We start from the raw sequence: 23,255 nt of genomic DNA on the forward strand, positions 1-23,255 counted from the left end.
TATATGGAAGACGCTATCCAAATGGTAGACCTAAAAGGTCAATATTTGAAAATTAAAGATGAAGTTGATGCGGCTATACAACACTGTATTGATACTACTGCATTTATCAACGGACCGCAGGTAGGCGAGTTTAAAATGAGCTTGGCGCAATATTTAAATGTTAAACATTTGATTCCGTGCGCTAATGGAACGGATGCTTTACAAATTGCCTTAATGGCCTTAGAGCTTACGCCGGGAGATGAGGTAATTGTGCCCTCATTTACTTATGTAGCCACAACAGAAGTAATCGCTTTACTTGGTTTAGTGCCGGTAATGGTTGATGTTGATCCAAATACCTTTAACATCACTGCAGACCTTATTAAAACCGCCATAACAGCTAAAACAAAAGTAGTGGTTCCGGTTCATCTTTTTGGGCAGAGCGCAAACATGGAAGAAATTATGGCTTTAGCCGATGAACACAATTTATGTGTAATTGAAGATAATGCACAAGCCATTGGCGCCGAATATACTTTTGCAGATGGAAGGAAAGTAAAAGCAGGTACTATTGGTCATATTGGTACAACATCATTTTTCCCATCTAAGAATTTAGGTTGTTATGGGGATGGAGGAGCTATTTGCACGAATGATGATGAATTAGGTGCCAAAATTCAAATGATGGCTAACCATGGCCAGGTAAAAAAATATGTGCATAAATACATTGGCGTAAACTCTAGGTTAGATACCTTACAAGCTGGTATATTAAGTGTTAAACTTAAATACCTTGATCAATACTCGACAGCAAGAGGATCGGCGGCTTCTTATTACGATAAAGGATTAGCTGACCTTGATGGCATCCAAACACCTGTAAGAAATCCTCAATCGACTCATGTATTCCACCAATATACTTTGTTAGTGAAAGATGGTAAGAGAGATGAACTGAAAAAGTTTTTAGAAAGCAAGGGTATCCCAGCAATGATTTATTACCCAGTTCCTTTAAATGAACAAGAAGCATTTAAAGGAATAAGCAGAGTAATTGGCGATCTTATAGTGTCAACTGCTTTGTGCCAGTCTGTACTATCTTTGCCTATCCATACCGAAATGAAAGAAAGCGTTCAAGACTATATCATTAATGCGATTAAAGAGTTTTATGGAAGCTAAAAATTATAAGGCACACGAAACTGCCGTGATTGACGAAGGTTGTATCATCGGAGAGGATACTAGTATCTGGCATTTTTCTCATATTATGCCAAACAGTAAAATTGGTGAAAAATGTAACATTGGTCAAAATGTAGTAATTTCATCAGGTGTAACATTAGGAAAAAATGTAAAAGTGCAAAATAATGTTTCTATTTATACAGGAGTAATTTGTGATGATGATGTATTTCTAGGGCCATCAATGGTATTCACAAATGTAATTAATCCTAGGAGTGCGATCAATCGTAAAGATCAATATGCAAAAACGCATGTGGGTAAAGGCGCTTCCATTGGTGCAAATGCGACTATTGTTTGTGGCAATGATATCGGAGAATATGCTTTTATTGGAGCTGGAGCTGTAGTGACGAAAACAATACCGGCCTTTGCCTTAGTTGTTGGTAATCCAGCCAAACAGTTGGGTTGGGTAAGTGAGTATGGACATCGTTTAGAATTTAATGCAGAAGGAATTGCGGTTTGCACAGAGAGTAAACAAGAATATAAATTAGAAAGTAATGCGGTTAAAAGGATTAAATAATGGGAAGTAATAAAAAAATAAGGTTTGCGGTAATTGGCTGCGGTCATATTGGTAAAAGACATGCTAGTATGATACAAGGGAATGAAGATTGTGAATTGGTAGCGTTATGCGATACAAGGCCAAAATCTGAATTGGGCATAGAGGCATATACTGAGGCTACTTTATTTTCATCAGTTGATGAGCTACTTAGTTCTAATTTAGAGTTTGATGTGGTTTCAATTGCTACCCCTAATGGTTTTCATGAGGAGCAGGCTTTAAAAGCTTTAGATAGAAACTGCCACGTAGTAGTAGAAAAGCCAATGGCTTTAACAAAAGCAGGTTGCGAAAGGGTAATATTTAAAGCACTTCATAAACATAAGCAGGTCTTCTGTGTGATGCAGAATAGATATTCACCGCCTTCTGAATGGTTAAAAGGTATTTTGGAACAAGGTATTTTGGGTAAGGTTTTTATGGTGCAGATAAATTGTTACTGGAATCGTGACGATCGTTATTATAAACCTGATCCTAAAACCGGTAAACCAAGTACATGGCACGGTACAAAGACTTTAGATGGCGGTACGTTATTTACCCAATTTTCTCACTTTATAGATTTGATGTATTGGTATTTTGGTGATATTAAAAATATTAATGCGAGATTAAACGATTTTACCCACAACAATACTACTGATTTTGAAGATTCAGGATTTGTAAATTTCGATTTCGTAGATGGAGGGATGGGTAGCTTAAATTATTCGACTTCAATTTGGGATAAAAATTTAGAAAGCTCAATTACGGTTATTGCAGAAAATGGCTCTATAAAAGTTGGAGGGCAATATATGAATGAAGTAGAGTATTGCCATATTAAAGGATATGATATGCCAGTTCTAAAGGAAAGTAACCCTCCAAATGATTATGGTCCCTATAAAGGCTCAGCAGCCAACCACCATTATATTTATGAAAATATTGTTGATGTAATTAATGGCCAAGGAAATATTACTACAAATGCACTTGAGGGGTTAAAGGTTGTAGATATCATTGAAAGAATATATCACGGTGGAGAGTAAGATTAACAGATGGGATTAAAAATGGTAGAATATGATAAGAATATTCTAAAGTTGTTTACCGGAACAGCGATGGCGCAAGCTATATCTTTTCTAGTTATCCCATTAATTGCAAAACAATACGGTCCGGAGCAATATGGTATATATGCAGGATTTCTTGCATCTGTGACTATTCTGAGTATTTTAACTACGGGGAAATACGAACTCGCTATTATGATGCCAGATAATAATGCAGAGGTAATTATCTTAATGCAATTGTGCAATTGGATTAATCTTCTTGTTTGTGGAGTAATAAGTCTTGTCATGATTTTTTCGCCACTATCTTCTTTAAATTGGGTATTTGGAATCGAACTAAAAAGCCGATTGATTTTCTTGATTATCCCTTTAGCCACCTTTCTTTTGGGGTCTTTTCAAGTATTAAATTATTGGTTTGTAAGAGAAAAAATGTTTGCCGTACTCTCACTTAATAAGATTTTAAGGAGCTTTTTATTCGGCTTTTTTGCACTCTTTTTAGGCTTTTTTTGGCCACAAGCTATCTGGTTAGCTATGAGCCTAATGTTAAGTCATCTTTTTTCAAATCTTTTTTTGAGACAGAGAATTAAAGGTTTTAGCTTGAGGCCTACATTATTGTTAACTGCTGAAAAACGAATGAGGTTTAAGGAAATAGGTAAGAAATATAGTAAATTTCCTACCTATATTTTGCCTGCAGAATTGATGAATGTTATATGTGCTCAATTACCTGTATTTGTTTTTTTGTGGGCTTTTAATCCTAAAGAATCCGGTTACTTCTCGTTTATTCTAACTTTGTTAAATATACCTATTTCTCTGCTTGCTGGAGCCATTCTTGATGTTTTTAAAGAAAGAGCTTCAAAAGATTATAGAGAGACTGGAAGTTGTAGGAAAGCGTATATGAGTACATTTAAGAAAATGTTAATGATTTCGATATTTCCTTTTATTTTGCTCTATTTTTTTGGTAATGATGTAATTGTTTTATTGTTTGGGGATCAATGGGCCCCTGCTGGAAAATTTCTAAATATTTTACTTTTAATGTTTTTTTTTAAGTTCATATCAAGTCCTCTGAGTTTTATTTTTTACATCGTTAATAGGCAAAAAGAAGATTTTATATGGCATATTTATATTCTGGCTACCACTTTACTTGTCCTATATATTGGGGCAGTAATTTATAAAGATATATTTATTACCGTTAAACTTTATAGCATTAATTTTTCAATAATTTATCTTATTTATTTAGTGCGATCATTTCAGCTCTCAAAACAAAAATCGACGATATGAGCTTCATAAAAAAAACAGTCAAGGGAATTTACTGGGGAATTATCAAGTTTATCCCATTTACTCGATGCATATATGAAACGAGGAATACCCAAACTCCTATTAACTTTAGATATCTTTTTTTTCAAAAGGTTTTAGGATTTAATAGAGGTGCATACTGGCAAGTACACTTTACAAGTATTATCACATACCCACTGAATGTGGTTGCTGGAATTGAAACATCTCCTGGGATGATGCCGGGATGCTATATTCAAGGAATGGGAAAAGTATTTATTGGAGATTATACTCAGCTCGCCGCGAATGTGGGTATTATAAGTAGTAATCATGATCTTTATGATACATCTAAACACGAAGAAAGTACGGTAAGGATTGGAAAATATTGTTGGATAGGAATGAACTGTGTTATTCTTCCTAAAGTTGAATTGGGAGATTTTACAATTGTAGGCGCCGGTTCAGTGGTCACCAAGTCTTTCCCTGATGGATATTGTGTAATTGCAGGTAATCCAGCCAAAGTTATTAAATTGTTAGATAAAGATAAATGTATAGGATATGAAAGCCCTTACAAATACAATGGTTATATCCAACACCATGAGTTTGAAAAATTTAAGCGAGAGAAGCTTAGAATTTTTGAGTAAGATTAGCATTTTATACCACTAAAATATTGTATTATTATATATGAAAATTTGCACAATCATTGGCGCTCGCCCACAATTTATAAAAGCTGCCGTCGTATCAAGAGTAATTGAAGAAACAGAAGGTGTGAGTGAAACCTTAATTCATACTGGCCAACATTTTGATGCAAATATGTCGGATGTATTTTTCGAGGAGTTAAACATTCGTAAACCTGATCATCAGTTAAAAATTGGTGGCGGAACGCATGGGCAGAATACCGGCCGCATGATTGAAGCAATCGAGGCAGTATTGATAAGAGAAAAACCAGATTGGGTTTTAGTATATGGCGATACGGATTCTACCTTAGCAGGTACACTGGCGGCTGTTAAACTTCATATTCCAATTGCGCATGTCGAAGCTGGATTAAGATCATATAACAGACGTATGCCTGAAGAAATTAATCGGGTGCTTACCGATCACGCTGCAAATTTATTATTTGCACCAACAGATACTGCTGTACACAATCTAAACATTGAGGGCATAGATTCGGCTAAAGTTCATCAAGTTGGAGATGTAATGTACGACGCGACTTTATATTATCGTAAAAGTGCAAAACGACCTTCCTCAATCGGAGTAATAGCAGAAGGTTTTATTTTATGTACTATCCATAGGGCAGAGAATACGGATGATTTAAGTAGATTAACACGCATTTTGGATGGATTAAATGTAATAGCCAAAGAGCACACCATAATTTTACCTGTTCATCCAAGAACTGCTGGCGTAATTAAGAAAATGCCATCATTACAATTAAATAAGAACATTAAAATAATAGACCCTGTAGGCTTCTTAGAGATGCACTGGCTATTGCAAAAATGTTCAGTAGTAATGACAGATAGTGGCGGAGTTCAAAAGGAAGCTTTCTTTCACCGCAAACCGTGTATTACACTCAGAGACGAAACCGAATGGGTAGAGTTGGTAGATGCAGGAGTAAATATATTAGCCGCACCAGGCACCGCAGATATTGTTGCAGCCTTAAAATCAATGATAGGATTGGAAATTGATGAAAAGCTAAATCTATATGGTGATGGGCAGACTGGTAAGAGATTACTTGAAATAATTATGGTTAACAAATAATTGATTACTTTTGCAGCGTAGTGTAGAATGAAAGAAACAAAAATATATATACCAAATCTATCGCTTGGTAATACGAAGTCAGTTGTGAATATGATTAATCGCCTCGGCGGTGAAGTGATCATAGCAAATACACCGGATGAATTATTAAATGCAAAGAAAATCATCCTGCCAGGAGTAGGTTCTTTCGATGTTGGCATGCGAGAATTAAAAGATGGAGGGTGGATTGAGGCGTTAAATAAATTAGTTCTTCAAGATAAGGTGCCAATATTGGGTATCTGTTTGGGCATGCAATTCTTTTTCGATGAGAGTGAAGAGGGCATATTACCTGGACTTAGTTGGATTCCAGGGAAATTGGAGCGATTTGTTTCTAATGAACAAAACCCCATAAAGGTTCCCCATATGGGATGGAATGCTGTAAAAGTGAATAAAGCTGATGGGTTAATTCCTCAGCAAGAAGAAGAGTTAAGGTATTATTTTGTACATTCTTATCATGCCGTTTGTGCAAATAGCGATCATGTAATTGCAACTGCTTACCACGGATCTGATGTTACTGCCGCAGTTCAAAATGATAATATTTATGGTTTCCAGTTTCATCCCGAAAAAAGTCATCGGTTTGGAATGGATTTGTTAAAAAATTTTTTATCGGTTTAAATGCTTAAACATAGAGTAATTCCTGCATTATTACTAAACCAACATGGTGGTCTTGTAAAAACTACAAAATTTACTAATCCTAAATATATTGGAGACCCACTTAATGCAATCAGGATTTTTAATACAAAAGAAGTTGATGAGTTAATGGTGCTGGATATTGAGGCAAGCAAATTGCAGCGTGAACCTAACTATGCTTTAATTGAACAATTTGCGGGCGAATGCTTTATGCCACTATGCTATGGCGGTGGCATTCGAACCATTGATCAGGCCTATAAAATATTTAAATTAGGTGTAGAGAAAATTTGTTTACAAACAGCAGTTCTTGAAAATCTGCAATTAGTAAGAGATTTAGTTGATCGTTTTGGTAGCTCTGCAATTGTTGTTTCAGTTGATGTAAAAAAAGATTGGCTACAACGACCTAAACTTTTTAAATCTTCCAATCATCAAAACAGTTCATCAAATTGGTTAACCTTTATAAGAGATGCAGTGGATGCTGGAGCAGGAGAGATTTTGTTAAATGCTGTTGACAAAGATGGAACATTACTAGGGCCTGATTTAGTAATAATCGAACAAGCGAGTAAAGAAATATCAGCACCTTTAATAGCTCTAGGGGGAATAGCTAGCTTAAAAGACATAAAACAGGCCGTAGAGGCAGGTGCAAGTGCGGTAGCAGCAGGAGCTTTCTTTGTGTTTCATGGACCTCATAGAGCGGTATTGATTACCTATCCGCAATATCAAGAATTACTAACTTTATTTAATACAAAATAACAAATATGGCAAGAGCTTACGAAATATGTACAAGATGTGTGATGGATACTTCAGACCCTGCAATTGTATTTGATGAACAAGGAGTGTGTAATCATTGTCATACACATGATCTACAAATTCAAAGAAAGGTAGTTTCAGGTGAAGAGGGAGAAAAAAAGCTTGAAGAGATAGTAGCTAAAATTAAAGAGCAAAATAAAAATAATGACTACGATTGCGTAATAGGAGTTAGCGGTGGGGTAGATAGTACATATGTGGCATATAAAGTTAAACAGCTAGGCTTACGTCCATTAGCTGTACACCTCGATAATGGCTGGGATTCTGAGTTGGCCATTAAAAATGTTGAAAATATTTGTAGAAAATTAGAAATCGATTTGCATACCATTGTATTGGATTGGAATGAATTTAGAGATCTTCAAATTGCATTTTTGAAAGCTTCTACACCTGATTCTGAAATTCCTAGCGACCATGCTATTGTGGTTTCGATGCTTAAAACTGCTAAGATGATTAATGTAGGTCATATTCTTACTGGTTATAATGTGAAAACTGAAACACACTTGCCAGCAGAATGGTCACAAGGTCACTTCGATTGGGGATACATTAAGAATATTCACAAACAATTTGGTAAGGTTAAATTGAAAACTTTTCCTCATTTAAATCTGATGCACTTCCTTTTTCCTCCATATAGTAAGAAATTTATTAATATACTTGATTATATAGATTTTTCTAAAAAAGACGCAATGCCAATTTTAGAAAAGGAAATTGGATGGAGGTATTATGGTGGAAAACATTACGAATCAATCTATACTAGATGGTTTCAGGGATATTGGTTACCCACAAAATTTGGATATGATAAACGTAGGTCTCACTTATCAAGTGTAGTATGCTCGGGAGAAATGACAAGAGAAGAGGCGCTAGAAGAATTAAAAAAATCTACCTATCCCGAAGAATTGCAAAAAGAAGACACCGCATACGTTTTAAAGAAATTTGATTTAACGAAAGATCAATTAGATGAAATTATGAATTTGCCCAAAAAATCATATTGGGATTATGCTCCATATGGTAGAATTTATAGAACATTACTATATCGCGTTCTGAGGAAAATGTATAGATCATTTAAAAAGTAATCGCTCAATAAAAATATTAAGATACTCTATGAAAAAAATAATCATGCTTGCAACTTATTTTCCTCCTGCAGGTGGTATCAGTACTTTTCGAATTACTAAATTCGTTAAATTTCTGCCAAAATTTGATTGTGAACCCGTTGTACTTACGGTAAATGAAATGTCTTATAAAGAGAGTAATTTTTTAATAGATACTAGCTTACTTAAAGATGTTCCTAAGGATTTAACTATCTATAGAACTAATATAGGAGGTAAAGCTTTTATGCTGAAAGGTTTACTCAATGGTTTGCCAACAAGATGGTTACGCCCATTATTTACAACCATTGGGTCAATTATAAAAAAAGAAAAGCCAGCACTTTTATTTGCAACAGGTGATCCATTTTTTCCATTGCTTGTTGCTCCTTTTGCAAAGCGATTTTACGGTTTAAAATATGTAATCGATTTACGCGATCCATGGAAATTAGCTGTGATCGATAATCCTCTAAAAGGTATAAAGGGGAAGATTTTTGGTCCCTTAAACAATTTTTTAGAGCCTATTGTACTAAATGGAGCATCAAAGGTTATTGTGGTTTCAGAAAAAATGGCGCAAGATTATAGAGTGGCTTATCCAAAGCGCTTGCCTGAAGATTTTATTGTTATACCAAATGGATACGACCCAGATGACTATGATCCAATTGTTCCAAAAAAATTCGATGATTTTACAATAGTTTATGCAGGGAAATTCTTATCTGGAAAGTCTTTCAGAAATCCCAGTTATTTTTTAAAGGCAATTAAAATATTAAAGGAAAGGGGTATAAACGTGGTATTTAAGTATGTCGGCGAGCTGAATGAAGAAGTTTCCAAAATTGCCGAGGAAGCTGGAGTAATAGATCATTTTGAAGGTGTTGGCTATATGTCGTACCTTGATACTATTGCACATATGAAAGGTTCAGACTTGCTATTATTAATTGGTAGTGGACAAGAGACGGAGCAAACAGGGAAAATTTTTGACTATCTTGGCAGTAAAAGGCCAATCTTAGCTCTAGCTGCTAAAAAGGGCGGCATTGCAGATGTAGTAAATGGAATTGACCAAATTACTTTGATAGAGAACAAAGAACCAGAGAAGATTGCAGATGCAATTGAAATGATATACACTAAAAGAAGTAATAAGCCTGTAGAAAGAACTAATATTTCTAAATACCTTAGAGAAAGCCTTACAAGTGAATTAGTTAAAGTATTCGAAAATGTAATTGAGAATACCGGTAAAAGTAGGCCTGAAGAGGTAACAAATAATTGATGTTTAAAGGGAAATATAATAATGAGATTTATTTTTAAAGCAGTTAAAAACACTTATATTTCAATTATTACAATTCTAGCGCTTCCATTTGCATTGGTTTTTTTAATAATGGGTAGGTTGGCTATTTATGCAGGTGCGTATTCAGAGGTATCTATTATAGTTTCAAAAATACCATTTCTATTTGGGCAAATAGTTCGTTATTATTATTATAAGGCAACTCTGCAGAAGTTAGGGAAGAACGTTACGTTTAAGTATGGTAGTTTCTGTCAATATCCTTCGGCAAGAATTGGAAATCGCGTTCTAATAGGGTATTATAATGCGATTGGAGAGGTTGAAATAGGAGATGATGTTGTAATTGGTGGATTTGTAAACTTTATAAGTGGAACGACTCAACATTCATTTGAAGACCAAACACAAACAATTAGTAATCAAAAAGCTTTAGGAAGGTCTATGATTACAATAGGGTCTGATATTTGGATAGGGAGTAATGCGGTAATAGCATCAAGTATTGGAAACAGATGTGTTATAGGTGCAGGAAGTGTTTTAGTTAAACCTGCTGAAGATCAAAGTGTCTATGCTGGAAATCCAGCAAAGTTGATTAAGAAAATATAAATGTTTTTTAGATTTATTTTAGTTAATATATTTTCATTCATTAAAAGATTTTTTGCTTTTAATGCCACCATATATAATACTATTGTTTTTATTCCTCTTCTTACGGTATTAACAATAAGGATTTCGAAAAAAGCATTATTTTTTGTGTTCTTTTTTTCAATATTGCTTTTAATTACGGGGAACATTGATGCGTATGGTAAGTTTATTATGTATTTTCTTCTTCTTTTAGCAATTCCTATGTTTAAACAGACAAGTTTTGAGGGATTACTGAACAAATCATTTTATTTTTTTATATTGGTTTCATTGTATGGCATTTCTCAGAAACTTTTCGGGTATTCTTCAGTTGAAATAAATTGGATTCAGTCGGGGCTTAGTTTTGCAGATGAAAGGGAGTTTATCTCTAATGATATAAGACCTTTTTCAACATTTGCAAGTATGCCAGAGTTTACCTTTTTTATAGCGATATATTTATATCATTTCTCAGTTCAAAAAAAGAAATTATTAATACTTTTTTCCTTCATGATGCTCTATTTGGCCGGTTCTAGGGGTGTATTCATTTCTACTTTAGTAGCGTATTTTTTTGTATTTATCTGGGGTAAAAGTAATAGAAAATATCTCATCTTATCATTTTTTACATCACTATTGTTATTTCTATTTCTAGTATTTATTTTCCCAATTTTTTTTAGTTCAGACCAAGCAAGTTCACGCATGCTTGCTTATGGAACATTTAATGGTAGGGTTGAATTCTTAGATAAGGTATTGTCTAATGGATCAATATCAAATCTCTTTACAGGATTAGATTTAACAGTGTTGGATTTAGAAAATACTTTTGATAATTTATATTTTATGCTAATAGCCCATTTCGGCATTTTTGGTGCTATCTATTTCTTATACTTCTTTTTAAAACAAAAAATAAATAGAAAGAATTTTTATTTTCTGACCATTTTTCTTGGATATGGTTTTTATGCTGATATGGTATTTAGCTATTATCTTATGTTTTTAGTCTTTTTTGCTGTTTATTCTTATAGTGATTTGATAAATGAGGATAATAATATTAATAAAACTTTAGATACAATTTCCAATTAAAAAATATGCAGAGAAAAAAGAGAATTCTAGTACTTGGGCAAACCCCACCTCCATACGGAGGTCAAGCTTTGATGCTTCAAACACTTTTAAATGGAGAATATAAAAATGCTGATTTATTTCATGTGAGATTAGAATTTTCAAGAGATTTTGACGACATGGGAAGTTTCAAGTTATATAAATTTTGGAGTTTGTTTAAAGCTATTGTTTTAACTTGGGTATATAGATTTTATTATGGGGCTAACATTCTTTACTATGGTCCGGCTGGACCAAATAAATTGGGGATGTACAGAGATATTTTATTATTAGCACCTATTAGATTCATTTTTAAGAAAACAATTATTCATACACATGCTGGAGGATCTAGTAGACTTTATCAAGACCTTAATCCAATTGCAAAACTAATTTATAGAATAGCATTCTTTAAGCCGGATGTTCTAATTACATTAACAGGATATAGTCACGGAGATGAGGTTGTTATGAAAGCAAAAGAACTTTTTGTTGTGCCAAATGGCATAAAGGATGAATATCCATTATATGTAGAGAAATTTGGCAATCAAAGAAATCAAAAGCTTAACTTGGTATATGTTGGGGCTATGTATGAAGAAAGAGGAATAATTGAGCTAGTAGAGGCTGTACATTTATTAAAACAAAAAAATATTGATTTTTGTCTTCAATTGGTAGGTATATTTATTGATACATCATTCAAAGAACAGATCGATTTGCTTATTAAAAATTATGGATTAGATAGCGACATTATCTTTTTAGGCACTAAGATTAATGAGGAAAAGTGGAAAATTTTTTCAGAAGCAGATATTTTTTGTTTTCCTACACGTGTTCCATCAGAAACATTTGGGATTGTTTTGATAGAAGCTATGCAATTTAAAGTCCCAATTATTGCAGCAAGATGGAATGGAATTCCTTTTGTAGTGGATGACCAAAAAAATGGTTTATTAGTAAATCCAAATGACGCTACAGATTTAGCAGCAAAATTGGAGTTATTAATTAATAATGAAGCTTTAAGAATAGAAATTGGTAATAATGGAAGGAAAAAATTCGAAGAGAATTACTCAATTGATACCTTCTTAAAAAATATGGATAGCGTTTTTAGCAAAGTATAAAGAATATGAAACTATTAATAACTGGGGGTTCTGGATTTATCGGAACTAATCTACTTGAATTATTGCTTGTAAATAATGTAGATAATTTTATAAATGTTGATAAGCAAAAACCACTAGATGATGCACATAGTAAATTTTGGGTTGATTGTAATATACTAGATAAAAAAAAATTATTAGAAGTATTTACTGCTTTTGAACCTACACACGTAGTGCACCTTGCCGCAAAAACAGATACTGCTAGTGATAAGCTAGAAGACTATAATGAAAATACTGATGGTACTGCAAACCTAATTGAAGCAATTGAAAAAACCCATACAGTAGTACATGTGGTTATTACATCAACACAGTATGTTTATAAGTCAAAAGAAAATCCATTGCCAAGAAGTGACAAGGATTACATCCCACATACAACCTACGGCATTAGTAAAAAGATAACAGAAGAGCTAACCCATAATTCAAAAATGAAAGCTGCATGGACAGTAATTCGACCAACAAATGTATGGGGTCCCTGGAATATGCGTTATCCAAATGAACTTTTGAAAATCGTTGATAAAGGGTGGTACTTTCATCCAGGAAAAACAAATCCCGTTAAGTCATATGCGTATGTTAAAAATGTTGTTCATCAGATATTTCAAATTTTACAATCGGATATTTCAGATGTAAATCATCAAACTTATTATGTTGGTGATGAACCAATGAAATCTCTTCAATGGATTAATTCATTTTCTAGAGAATTAACAGGTAAAACAGTAAAGTCATTTCCAATTTTTATTTTACACTCAGTTTCATTTGTAGGAGATATACTTAGAAAGATAAAAATACCCTTTCCATTACACTCAGAAAGATTTAACAATATGTTGGATAACTATGAAACTCCTATGAAAAAAACAATTGATGCTTTTGGATTGTCAAATCCAAATCTTGATGAAAATGTGAAGGAAACAATAGATTGGCTAAAAAATAAAGGTAAACCGAATTTTGAGTATTGGAAAAATAAATACTGACCTTACTTTACAATTAATAAAAATAATTAATGCAAGAATATTTCAATGTTTCACTCGAATTTGATCATGAGGTTTTTAAACATACGATTGAAAAAAATATAGAAAATAACGGAAAAGGTTATGTGTGTGTTGTGGATGCTAATGTTTTAACAATAGCTCAAAAAAATACAAAATTTCGTAAAGTACTTAACAATTCGATGGTTAATACCTGTGATGGAAGTTCTATTGCAATGTTAGCCGGTATAATTTATAAACAGAATTACAGGGCATTAAATGGACCGACACTATTTGCTCATTATATCGAGAAAAAATATAGTCAGCTTTTATTGGGAAGTAATGAAGAAACATCAAATAAGATCAAAGAAATTTTAGAGAAGAAAGGCATTGATAACCGCCATTTGTCTGTAATGCCATTACCTTTTAAAGCAGTGGAAGAATTTGACTATGTTGAGATATCAAAATATATAAACGGTATAAAACCTCAAATTATATGGGTTTCATTAGGTGCACCAAAACAAGAAGTGTTCATGTCTAACCTATTACCATATTTAGATAAGGGAATAATGTTTGGGATTGGTGCCGCTTTTAATTTTTACATCGGGAATATAGCTTTACCTGATGCTAAAATTGGAGCTCTTAAGTTTATATGGGTAAGCCGAATTTTTAGTGAACCAATGAAACAATTGCCTAGAATTTTACCTTACATTAAGGTTATCCCCAAATTATTTTTTCAGGAAAAAAGAAAGTTAAGAAACCAATTAAAGAAATAACATTTTGAGAAAAATATTTATTACTGGCTCTAATGGTTTTGTAGGTTTAAATTTAAATAAATATTTAAATAAGATACACGGTATACAGCTTGAGAATGTTAGCAGAAATAATTTAAGTAATCTTGATAATAATTATTTTTCGAATGGTGATGCAATTGTACATTTAGCTGGTAAAGCTCATGATTTAAAAAAAAATTCAAACCCCGAGGAGTACTATCAAGTAAATTTTGAATTGACTACAAAACTATATGATGCTTTTTTAAAGTCTGATTCCACGAAATTTATATTCGTAAGTTCAGTAAAAGCAGCTGCAGATTCTGTTGATGGAATTTTAACGGAAGAGGCGATTCCTACGCCATTAACTGATTATGGGAAATCGAAGCTAATGGCAGAGCGTTATATCCAAGAACAGCCATTACCACTGGGTAAATCATATTATATTTTACGTCCTTGTATGATCCATGGGCCTGGAAATAAGGGAAATTTAAACTTATTATATAAATTTGTGCAAAAAGGCATACCATATCCATTAGCAGCATTCGAAAATAAACGTTCATTTTTGAGCATAGAAAATTTATGTTTTGTTATTGCCTCTCTTCTAGATAAAAAAATTCCATCTGGTATATATCACATAGCTGATGACGAAGCTTTATCTACAAATGAAGTTGTAAAAATTCTTGCCAGTTCATTAGCTAAAAAACCAAAATTATGGGCAATTCCTTCAAATTTGATCTATGGGTTATCAAAAATAGGCGATATATTAAGGTTGCCATTAAATACCGAAAGATTAAATAAATTAACAGAAAATTACATTGTCAGCAATACAAAAATAAAAGAAGCATTAAACTTATCTTTGCCAATCACAACAAAGGATGGATTGCTCATTACGGCAAATTCATTTAAAAATTAGTAATTCTAGTTGCTATAACATAAATATGAAAAAAGCATTAATCACTGGTATAACAGGGCAAGATGGAGCCTACCTCGCAGATTTATTATTGAAAAAAGGATATGAAGTTCACGGTATTAAACGTAGAAGTTCATTGTTCAATACTGATCGTATTGATCATTTATATCAAGATCCACATGAGAGTAATGTGCGCTTTAAATTGCATTATGGCGATTTAACCGACTCTACTAATCTTATTCGAATAGTACAGGAAGTACAACCAGATGAAATCTATAATTTGGGCGCAATGAGTCATGTAAAAGTCTCGTTTGATTCGCCAGAATATGTTGCTAATGTAGATGGTATTGGTACCCTAAGGATATTGGAGGCAGTTAGAATCTTAGGTTTAGAAAATAAAACAAGAGTTTATCAGGCATCAACTTCTGAATTGTATGGTGGTATGCCAGAAAATAAAAATGATAAAGGATTCTATGATGAAAATTCACCATTTTACCCTCGCTCACCATACGGTGTAGCAAAGATATACGGTTTTTGGATCACTAAAAACTATCGCGAAGCTTATGGGATTTTTGCTTGTAATGGGATTTTGTTTAATCATGAGAGTCCTCTTAGAGGGGAAACTTTCGTAACCCGTAAAATTACCAGAGGAACTGCTAAAATTGCATTAGGTCTTCAAGATAAGCTTTATTTAGGTAATCTCAATGCGCTACGTGACTGGGGTCATGCGAAAGATTATGTGGAGGCCATGTGGTTAATTTTACAACAAGATGTAGCCGAAGATTATGTGATTGCTACTGGTGTTACCACAACAGTAAGGGATTTTGTGATATTGTCATTTAAACATGTAGGAATAGAATTAACATTTAAAGGGGAAGGTGTTGAAGAGAAAGCTTATGTGGTATCCTGTTCAAATCCGGATTATCAAATGGAGATCGGGAAAGAAGTAGTAGCTGTTGATGCGACTTATTTCAGACCTACAGAAGTTGATTTGTTGATAGGTGACCCAACAAAATCAAAAACTAAATTAGGTTGGAAACCGCAATATGATTTAGCTGGATTAGTTGAAGATATGATGTCTTCGGATGTTGATCATTTCAAAAAAGAATTAATGTTAAGGGCTGCTGGCTACAGTGTTAAAAATCAATTTGAGTAAAACTAGATACAGGAAGATGGCTTCATTATTCTTCCTCGCAATGACGATCAAAAAAAATGAACAAAACTGATAAAATATACATTGCAGGGCACAAAGGTATGGTGGGTTCTGCCATTATGCGAAATCTGAAGCAACATGGTTTCAACAATATCGTTACTAGAAGCTCTTCTCAACTCGATTTAAGAGACACGGTGGCTGTGGCTGATTTTTTTGCTGTGGAAAAACCAGATTATGTTTTCTTAGCTGCCGCTAAGGTGGGTGGCATCATAGCAAACAATACTTATCGCGCTGACTTCATATATGAGAATCTGATGATCCAAAACAATGTGATCCATCAAGCTTATTTGCAAAAGACTAAAAAACTGATGTTTTTGGGGTCAAGTTGTATTTATCCTAAGTTGGCGCCTCAACCTTTAAAAGAGGAATATTTGTTGACTGGTACATTAGAAGATACCAACGAACCCTATGCAATTGCAAAAATCGCTGGTATTAAAATGTGTGATGCTTACAGGGCTCAATATGGCTGTAATTTCATCTCGGTAATGCCTACAAATTTATATGGGCCAAATGACAATTATGATTTAAATAATTCTCATGTGCTACCTGCAATGCTCCGTAAATTTATTGTAGCAAAGCAGAATGGATATCCTTCAGTAATAATTTGGGGTACAGGTAAACCGCAAAGAGAATTTTTGCATGCTGATGATTTAGCAGATGCATGTGTCTTTTTAATGCATAATTATAATAATGCTGGTTTAGTAAACATCGGTTTGGGAGAGGATATTTCAATATTGGATTTAGCTAAATTAGTTAGAAAAATTGTAGGTTTTGAGGGAGAAATTCTAACAGACACAACTAAACCAGATGGTACCCCAAGAAAGTTAATGAGTGTGGACAAACTTACATCTTTAGGTTGGAAAGCTACAATTACCTTAGAAGAAGGTATTACTAAAGTTTATAATGAAGTAAAAAATAATGACTGGAGCAAATAATACCTATATTTTAATTATGGCGGGAGGCGTTGGCTCACGCTTTTGGCCAAAAAGTCGCAATCATTTCCCGAAACAATTTATTGATATTTTAGGCTTAGGAAAATCTTTATTGCAATTAACGTACGAAAGGTTTTTAAAAATCTGTCCAAATGAACAGATTTTTATACTTACCAATGAAAATTATGCACAATTGGTAAAAGAACAACTGCCATATATTTTAGAGAAAAATATTTTGTTAGAACCAAGTAGGAACAATACTGCTCCTTGCATTGCTTATGCTAGCTACAAGATTTCTAAAAGCAATCCACTTGCAAATATTGTGGTGGCACCCTCAGATCATTTGATTTTGAAGGAAGATTTCTTTTTGGATAAAATTAATCAAGCGCTATCATTCAGTAGCTATAATGAGGCTTTGTTAACTTTAGGAATCAGTCCTTCAAGACCAGATACGGGATATGGCTACATTAAGTATCAAAATCTAAGTGTAGAGCATCAAGTATCCAGTATCGAGAAGCAGGTATCAAGCATCAAGAATAATGATGCTGAGATCAAAAAAGTAACTGATTTTATGGAGAAACCCTCTTTAAAAAAGGCACAAAGTTATTTAGATAGTGGTGATTATGTATGGAATGCAGGAATTTTTATCTGGTCGGCTAATGCCATTATCAAAGCATTTGAAAAATATGCACCTGAAATAGCAAGCCTCTTTGCAAAAGGGCTGGATAGTTACAATACTGGAACGGAAAAGGAGTTTATCAATTCAAATTATCCTAGTTCACCTAATATTTCTATCGATTATGCTATTTTAGAAAGAGCGGATAATGTATATACCATTCCAGCTGATATTGGTTGGTCTGATTTAGGGACTTGGGCTTCTCTTCATCACGTGGTAGAAAAGGATGAGGATGGAAATGCCTGTCGTTGCCAACATATAAATCTTCAAAATACAAAAGATTGCCTGATACAATTACCTGCAAATAAAGCAGCTGTGATCAAAGGCTTGTCTGATTATATAATCGTAGATGATGGTAAGGTATTGTTGATTTATCCTAAATCTGATGAGCAGGAAATCAAACAAATTGCTGGGCAGATGGTTAAGGATTTCGGTAACGAATATCAGTAAATCGTGAGCATTAGTTAAATGTTCTAATCCTTTCGATTATTAAACTATCTTTGTGTTTTTGTGTAACCATGCTAGAATTTTTACATTTTTTAATAATATTAATTGCGCTTTTCTTTTTCGAGATTATTTACTTCAAAATCGCAGATCACTATAACATCATTGATAAACCCAATGCTAGAAGTTCTCATAGTACCATTACCCTACGTGGTGGTGGGATTATATTTGTCATCGCTGGATTAATTTTTTATCTATTTGCAGGCTTTCAATATTCATTTTTTATCATCGGGTTGTTCGCCATTGGTACGATTAGCTTTTTAGATGATATTTTAACATTAAACAATAAAATTCGTTTAGGGGTTCATTTACTTGCTGTTTTGCTGCTATTTTACCAGTGGCAGCTTTTTGTACTACCCTGGTATGTATTAATTATTGCTGCAATTTTTGTAATTGGAACTATTAACGCCTATAATTTCATGGATGGCATCAATGGGATCACTGGTGGTTATAGTTTGATTACCATTGCCAGTTTGTATTACATCAATACTGAGGTTGTTGTTTTTACTTCAAATGACTTGTTGATCATTGTGGGCTTATCATTATTGGTGTTCAACTTCTTTAATTTCAGAAAAAAAGCTAAATGTTTTGCTGGGGATGTGGGCAGTGTGAGCATTGCATTTATCATTACTTTCCTAGTTGGACAGCTTATTTTAAAAAGCGAAAGTTCTACTTATATTTTATTGCTACTTTTTTATGGTTTAGATACAGCAACAACTGTATTTTTTAGAAAAATTAGAAAGGAAAATATATTTAAGGCACATCGCAGCCATTTTTATCAATATTTAGCTAACCAATTAAAATGGAATCATTTAATTGTATCTGGACTGTATGTGGTTGTTCAATTATTGATTAATTGTACTATCGTTTTGGTGATCAAGGATTCGATGGTTTTTGCGTTAATCTTCATAACGGTTTTTACTACTTCATTTTTTATTATGAGGTTTTTGGTTGAAGGCAAAACACATTTATTGAAAAGTCATTAATTGATTTAGAAGATTAGCTTCTATTAAATATATTTTTGTATACTTTGTCATTTAGATTCTTCGCATACACTCAGAATGACAAGTTTCTTATTAAGTAAAAATTTTGAGATGAATCAATTTTTATCTTACCTTTACTGTCAACTAAGATTATTCTATTTTGTTTGGTAAAATAAATATTGTTCCGCGTTGGATTATCTTTCTGCTTGACCTAGGCGTTTGCTTGGTCTCTTTAACCATTGCTTATTTCTTAAAATTCAACTTTGATCTTTCTGATCTGAGTTTTGTAGAATTTAGTAGAAATATCCTAATCCTTACCATAATTAACATTGTTGTATTCTTCAATGTAAAAACCTATTCAGGAATCATTCGGTATACAAGTGCTCAGGATACCTTTCGTATTTTATTCGCTGTGATCATCAGCAATGGGCTTTTCTTTTTCCTTAACCTAGGAATTATTGCCTTTGGTAAAAATCCATACATTTCCAATACCATCATTATTGTTAATGGTTTAACTAGCTTTTTATTGCTAATCACCTATCGGGTAATGATTAAATATTTTTTCTTATATATTAAAAATTTAAATTTAGATAAGAAAAAAGTAATTATTTATGGTGCAGGAGAAGCTGGTTTAGCTACCAAACGTACTTTTGATCATGATGGCAAGGTAAATAAAACAATTATCGCTTTTGTTGATGATGATGATCGTAAAGTTGGCAAAACAATTGATGGCATCAAAATTATTGCCGCCAAGAAATTAGAAGATTTAATTACGGAACATGAAGTAGATGAGATCATTTTTGCTTCTTATAGTATTCCTGTTGATCGTAAAAATGAGATTGTTGATGTTTGTTTAGAAAACGATGTTACAGTTTTGAACATTCCGCCTGCAGATGTTTGGGCTGGCGGAAAATTACATACTACACAAATCCAGAATATTAATATTGAAGATTTGCTAAATAGAAAGCCCATACAAATTAATATTGATGGGATACAAAAGGAACTAAAAGACAAAAGAGTTTTGATTACTGGTGCTGCAGGTTCTATCGGTAGTGAAGTAGTTAGACAGTTGATGAAATTTGAAACTGGACTAATTATACTCTGTGATCAATCTGAAACAGCATTACACCATATTTACCTAGAATTAGAGGAAACCCATACCAATACTAACTTTCACGCTTTTGTAGGCGATGTGAGGGATGAGACGCGGATGGACCATCTGTTTGCGACTTTTAAGCCACACTACGTATACCATGCCGCCGCTTATAAACATGTGCCTTTAATGGAGGATAACCCTGCAGAAGCCATTAAAACGAATGTAATGGGTACCAAAACCATAGCAGATATGGCAGTAAAACATGGGGTGCAAAAATTTGTAATGATTTCTACCGATAAAGCGGTGAATCCAACCAATGTAATGGGTGCATCTAAACGAATAGCCGAAATTTATGTGCAGTCTTTAAATAATTCTTTAGGTACCAATGACTTTGTGTTTAGCAATGGTTTAAGTTATATCAATGAATTAAATGTAAAACCAATCACTAAATTTATCACCACTAGGTTTGGTAATGTTTTAGGTTCTAATGGTTCTGTTATCCCTAGGTTTAAGCAGCAGATTGAAAAAGGTGGCCCTGTTACGGTTACCCATCCCGAAATTACACGTTATTTTATGACGATCCCAGAAGCTTGTCGTTTAGTGCTTGAGGCTGGCTGTATGGGTAAAGGCGGAGAAATATTCATTTTTGACATGGGAAAATCTGTGAAGATTGTAGAACTGGCCAAAAAAATGATTCGCTTAGCTGGTTTAGTGCCTAATCAAGACATTAAAATTCAATATAGTGGCCTTAGGCCCGGTGAGAAACTGTTTGAAGAATTACTGAACGATAATGAAAATACCATGCCTACACATCATGAAAAAATTATGATTGGAAAGGTAAGAGAGTATGTGTTTACTGAAATAGAGACCCAAATTCACACACTATTACAGTACGCCAAACAAAATGATGATAGACAAGTAGTAATGGCAATGAAAGCTCTGGTAAAAGAATACAAAAGTAAAAATTCTATTTTTGAAGAGTTGGACAGCCAGAACTAATAGTATATATAACCTATGAAAAAATACTTTCTCCTGCTGTTACTTATAACGGCAACCTTATCTTCTTTTGCACAGCAAATTATACCATATAGTCACTATCAATATCAAAAGTTAAATAAGTCTTTATATAACTTAAATACCAGATTTCATACCTCATTAAAACCTGTGATAGGTGATGATACCACCATTACTGCTCAACTAGATTCACTTTTGTTGGTAGGTACAGACAGAACTCGTAATTCTTGGGTAAGTCGTAAATTATTTAACGAACATTTGGTAGAAATTAACAAAGAAGATTTTAATGTATATATGGATTTTTTACCAGATTTTCAGATTGGTAGAGATATAGAGCATGGGATTACGACTTGGTTAAATACCCGAGGTTATCAAATTGGAGGGAACATTGGTAAAAAATTTAGTTTTTATAGCAGTGGCTTCGAAAATCAGTCGCGATTTAATGATTATTTAACCAGATATATCGACAGTAAAAATGTTATTCCAGGAATGGTGAATGACAAATTTAAAGATGAAACTCCCAGAAGAGCAACAAAAGATTGGGCATATGCAACGGCAGTACTAAATTACACGGCAAATAAATATTTTACTTTTACTTTAGGCCACGATAAAAATTTTATAGGAGATGGTTACCGTTCAATGGTGCTTTCTGATGTCTCTGCAGCTTATCCCTATTTTAAGGTAACTACAACATTGGGTAACGTAAAGTATATGGCCATGTGGGCTCAATTTCAAGATCCACTATCGCCAGTATTTTCTTATGATAATGGCTTCAGAAAAAAGTGGGGTGCTTTTCATTATTTAGATTGGAATGTGAATAACCGTTTATCACTTGGTTTCTTTGATTCTATCATTTGGCAAGATGCAGATGTTGATGGCAAAAGAGGATTTGATGTTTCTTATTTAAATCCGATTATCTTTTTAAGAACAGTAGAGGGCATGAACAGTTCGCCAGACAATGCCTTAATTGGTTTTACGGCGAAATATAAATTATTAAGAAATATGACTGTTTATGGCCAATTGGCTTTAGATGAGTTTACGGCTAAAGAAGTTTTTAAAGGAGATGGTTATTGGGCCAATAAATCTGCTTTTCAACTTGGCTTAAAAGGTTTTAATGCTTTTAAGGTGCCTAGTTTAAATTATTTAGTTGAGTTTAATACTGCTCGACCATTTACATACACACAAAGAAGTTCTTTGCTTAATTACGGACATTATGTTGAAGCATTAGCACATCCAATGGGGGCTAATTTTAAAGAATTTTTAACCATTTGGAATTACCAGCTTGGGAAATGGGCAGTTTCTGCGCAAGCTAATTATGCACAATATGGCTTAAATTTAAGTGGAGAAAACTTCGGGAAAGATATTAACGAATCATATTTTACTCGTACCCGTGACAATGGTTATAAAACGGGTGATGGCCTAAAGACAAACTTTGTCTATTTAGATGGTAGGGTATCTTATATACTTAATCCCAAATACAATTTAAGATTCGAAGCTGGTGCAATATTTAGACAGGAAAAAAATAGTCTGTTAAAAGACAAAACAACTATGGTTACTTTTGGGTTGAGAAGTAGCTTTAGAAATATCTATCAGGATTTTTAACCCCTAAATCCCCTAAAGGGGACGATTAGGTTTTGTCATTCCTTTAAATAATGTCATTCCAACCTCGGAGGAATATTAATTTAAAATCTACATAGAGATTCTTCGACAAGCTCAGAATGAAAAATTTAATGTAGTTAA

General features: G+C 33.4%; 22 protein-coding genes. All 22 read left to right on the top strand.

Features of this window, described 5'->3' with window-relative positions; translation table 11 throughout:
• Window positions 1-3 precede the first annotated feature (3 nt).
• The gene (locus tag FA048_RS05440; RefSeq protein ID WP_136839183.1) at window positions 4-1,137 is read left to right on the top strand and encodes a DegT/DnrJ/EryC1/StrS family aminotransferase; all 1,134 of its coding nucleotides are present in this window, start codon (window positions 4-6) and stop codon (window positions 1,135-1,137) included.
• Window positions 1,127-1,708, top strand: a complete 582-nt coding sequence (locus FA048_RS05445) for an acyltransferase (protein WP_136839184.1) — start codon at window positions 1,127-1,129, stop codon at window positions 1,706-1,708. Before FA048_RS05440 ends, FA048_RS05445 begins: the two co-directional genes overlap by 11 nt.
• A complete protein-coding gene (locus tag FA048_RS05450) occupies window positions 1,708-2,751 on the top strand; it encodes a Gfo/Idh/MocA family protein (RefSeq protein WP_136839185.1) in 1,044 nt (347 codons plus the stop codon). The genes FA048_RS05445 and FA048_RS05450 overlap by 1 nt, the downstream gene beginning before the upstream one ends.
• A 9-nt stretch (window positions 2,752-2,760) precedes the next feature.
• On the top strand, window positions 2,761-4,041 hold the full coding sequence (locus tag FA048_RS05455) for a lipopolysaccharide biosynthesis protein (protein ID WP_136839186.1): 1,281 nt from the start codon (window positions 2,761-2,763) through the stop codon (window positions 4,039-4,041).
• A 254-nt stretch (window positions 4,042-4,295) separates the two neighbouring features.
• Entirely contained in the window at window positions 4,296-4,673 is a 378-nt protein-coding gene (locus FA048_RS20060) for an acyltransferase (RefSeq protein ID WP_317130517.1), read from the top strand.
• A 40-nt stretch (window positions 4,674-4,713) separates the two neighbouring features.
• Window positions 4,714-5,784: a non-hydrolyzing UDP-N-acetylglucosamine 2-epimerase gene (gene wecB / locus FA048_RS05465; RefSeq protein WP_136839188.1), complete on the top strand. Its 1,071-nt coding sequence runs from the start codon at window positions 4,714-4,716 to the stop codon at window positions 5,782-5,784.
• A gap of 27 nt (window positions 5,785-5,811) precedes the next feature.
• Window positions 5,812-6,435, top strand: a complete 624-nt coding sequence (hisH, locus tag FA048_RS05470) for an imidazole glycerol phosphate synthase subunit HisH (RefSeq protein WP_136839189.1) — start codon at window positions 5,812-5,814, stop codon at window positions 6,433-6,435.
• Window positions 6,436-7,203, top strand: a complete 768-nt coding sequence (locus FA048_RS05475) for an AglZ/HisF2 family acetamidino modification protein (protein ID WP_136839190.1) — start codon at window positions 6,436-6,438, stop codon at window positions 7,201-7,203.
• A gap of 5 nt (window positions 7,204-7,208) precedes the next feature.
• Complete coding sequence (locus FA048_RS05480) at window positions 7,209-8,327, top strand: N-acetyl sugar amidotransferase (protein WP_136839191.1); 1,119 nt, start codon at window positions 7,209-7,211, stop codon at window positions 8,325-8,327.
• Between the two features lie 28 nt (window positions 8,328-8,355).
• Window positions 8,356-9,600 carry a glycosyltransferase gene (locus FA048_RS05485; RefSeq protein ID WP_136839192.1) on the top strand — a complete coding sequence of 415 codons (1,245 nt, stop codon included), beginning with the start codon at window positions 8,356-8,358 and terminating at the stop codon, window positions 9,598-9,600.
• A 21-nt stretch (window positions 9,601-9,621) separates the two neighbouring features.
• Complete coding sequence (locus tag FA048_RS05490; protein ID WP_136839193.1) at window positions 9,622-10,212, top strand: acyltransferase; 591 nt, start codon at window positions 9,622-9,624, stop codon at window positions 10,210-10,212.
• The gene (locus FA048_RS05495; RefSeq protein WP_136839194.1) at window positions 10,213-11,298 is read left to right on the top strand and encodes a hypothetical protein; all 1,086 of its coding nucleotides are present in this window, start codon (window positions 10,213-10,215) and stop codon (window positions 11,296-11,298) included.
• Between the two features lie 5 nt (window positions 11,299-11,303).
• A complete protein-coding gene (locus tag FA048_RS05500) occupies window positions 11,304-12,416 on the top strand; it encodes a glycosyltransferase family 4 protein (protein ID WP_136839195.1) in 1,113 nt (370 codons plus the stop codon).
• 5 nt (window positions 12,417-12,421) lie between these two features.
• Entirely contained in the window at window positions 12,422-13,420 is a 999-nt protein-coding gene (locus tag FA048_RS05505; protein WP_136839196.1) for an NAD-dependent epimerase/dehydratase family protein, read from the top strand.
• 29 nt (window positions 13,421-13,449) lie between these two features.
• On the top strand, window positions 13,450-14,190 hold the full coding sequence (locus FA048_RS05510; RefSeq protein WP_136839197.1) for a WecB/TagA/CpsF family glycosyltransferase: 741 nt from the start codon (window positions 13,450-13,452) through the stop codon (window positions 14,188-14,190).
• Window positions 14,191-14,194: 4 nt separating this feature from the next.
• Window positions 14,195-15,100 carry an NAD-dependent epimerase/dehydratase family protein gene (locus FA048_RS05515; RefSeq protein ID WP_136839198.1) on the top strand — a complete coding sequence of 302 codons (906 nt, stop codon included), beginning with the start codon at window positions 14,195-14,197 and terminating at the stop codon, window positions 15,098-15,100.
• 25 nt (window positions 15,101-15,125) lie between these two features.
• On the top strand, window positions 15,126-16,253 hold the full coding sequence (gmd, locus tag FA048_RS05520; protein ID WP_136839199.1) for a GDP-mannose 4,6-dehydratase: 1,128 nt from the start codon (window positions 15,126-15,128) through the stop codon (window positions 16,251-16,253).
• A gap of 56 nt (window positions 16,254-16,309) precedes the next feature.
• Window positions 16,310-17,245, top strand: coding sequence for a GDP-L-fucose synthase family protein (locus FA048_RS05525; protein WP_136839200.1), 936 nt, complete (start codon window positions 16,310-16,312; stop codon window positions 17,243-17,245).
• The gene (locus tag FA048_RS05530; protein WP_225872478.1) at window positions 17,229-18,368 is read left to right on the top strand and encodes a mannose-1-phosphate guanylyltransferase; all 1,140 of its coding nucleotides are present in this window, start codon (window positions 17,229-17,231) and stop codon (window positions 18,366-18,368) included. The genes FA048_RS05525 and FA048_RS05530 overlap by 17 nt, the downstream gene beginning before the upstream one ends.
• Before the next feature lie 68 nt (window positions 18,369-18,436).
• Window positions 18,437-19,408, top strand: a complete 972-nt coding sequence (locus FA048_RS05535) for an MraY family glycosyltransferase (RefSeq protein WP_136839201.1) — start codon at window positions 18,437-18,439, stop codon at window positions 19,406-19,408.
• Window positions 19,409-19,565: 157 nt separating this feature from the next.
• Entirely contained in the window at window positions 19,566-21,500 is a 1,935-nt protein-coding gene (locus FA048_RS05540; protein ID WP_136839202.1) for a polysaccharide biosynthesis protein, read from the top strand.
• A 15-nt stretch (window positions 21,501-21,515) separates the two neighbouring features.
• Entirely contained in the window at window positions 21,516-23,117 is a 1,602-nt protein-coding gene (locus FA048_RS05545) for a gliding motility protein RemB (protein ID WP_136839203.1), read from the top strand.
• The last annotated feature ends 138 nt before the right edge of the window (window positions 23,118-23,255 follow it).

The sequence above is a fragment of the Pedobacter polaris genome, from assembly GCF_005116505.1.
GTDB lineage: Bacteria > Bacteroidota > Bacteroidia > Sphingobacteriales > Sphingobacteriaceae > Pedobacter > Pedobacter polaris.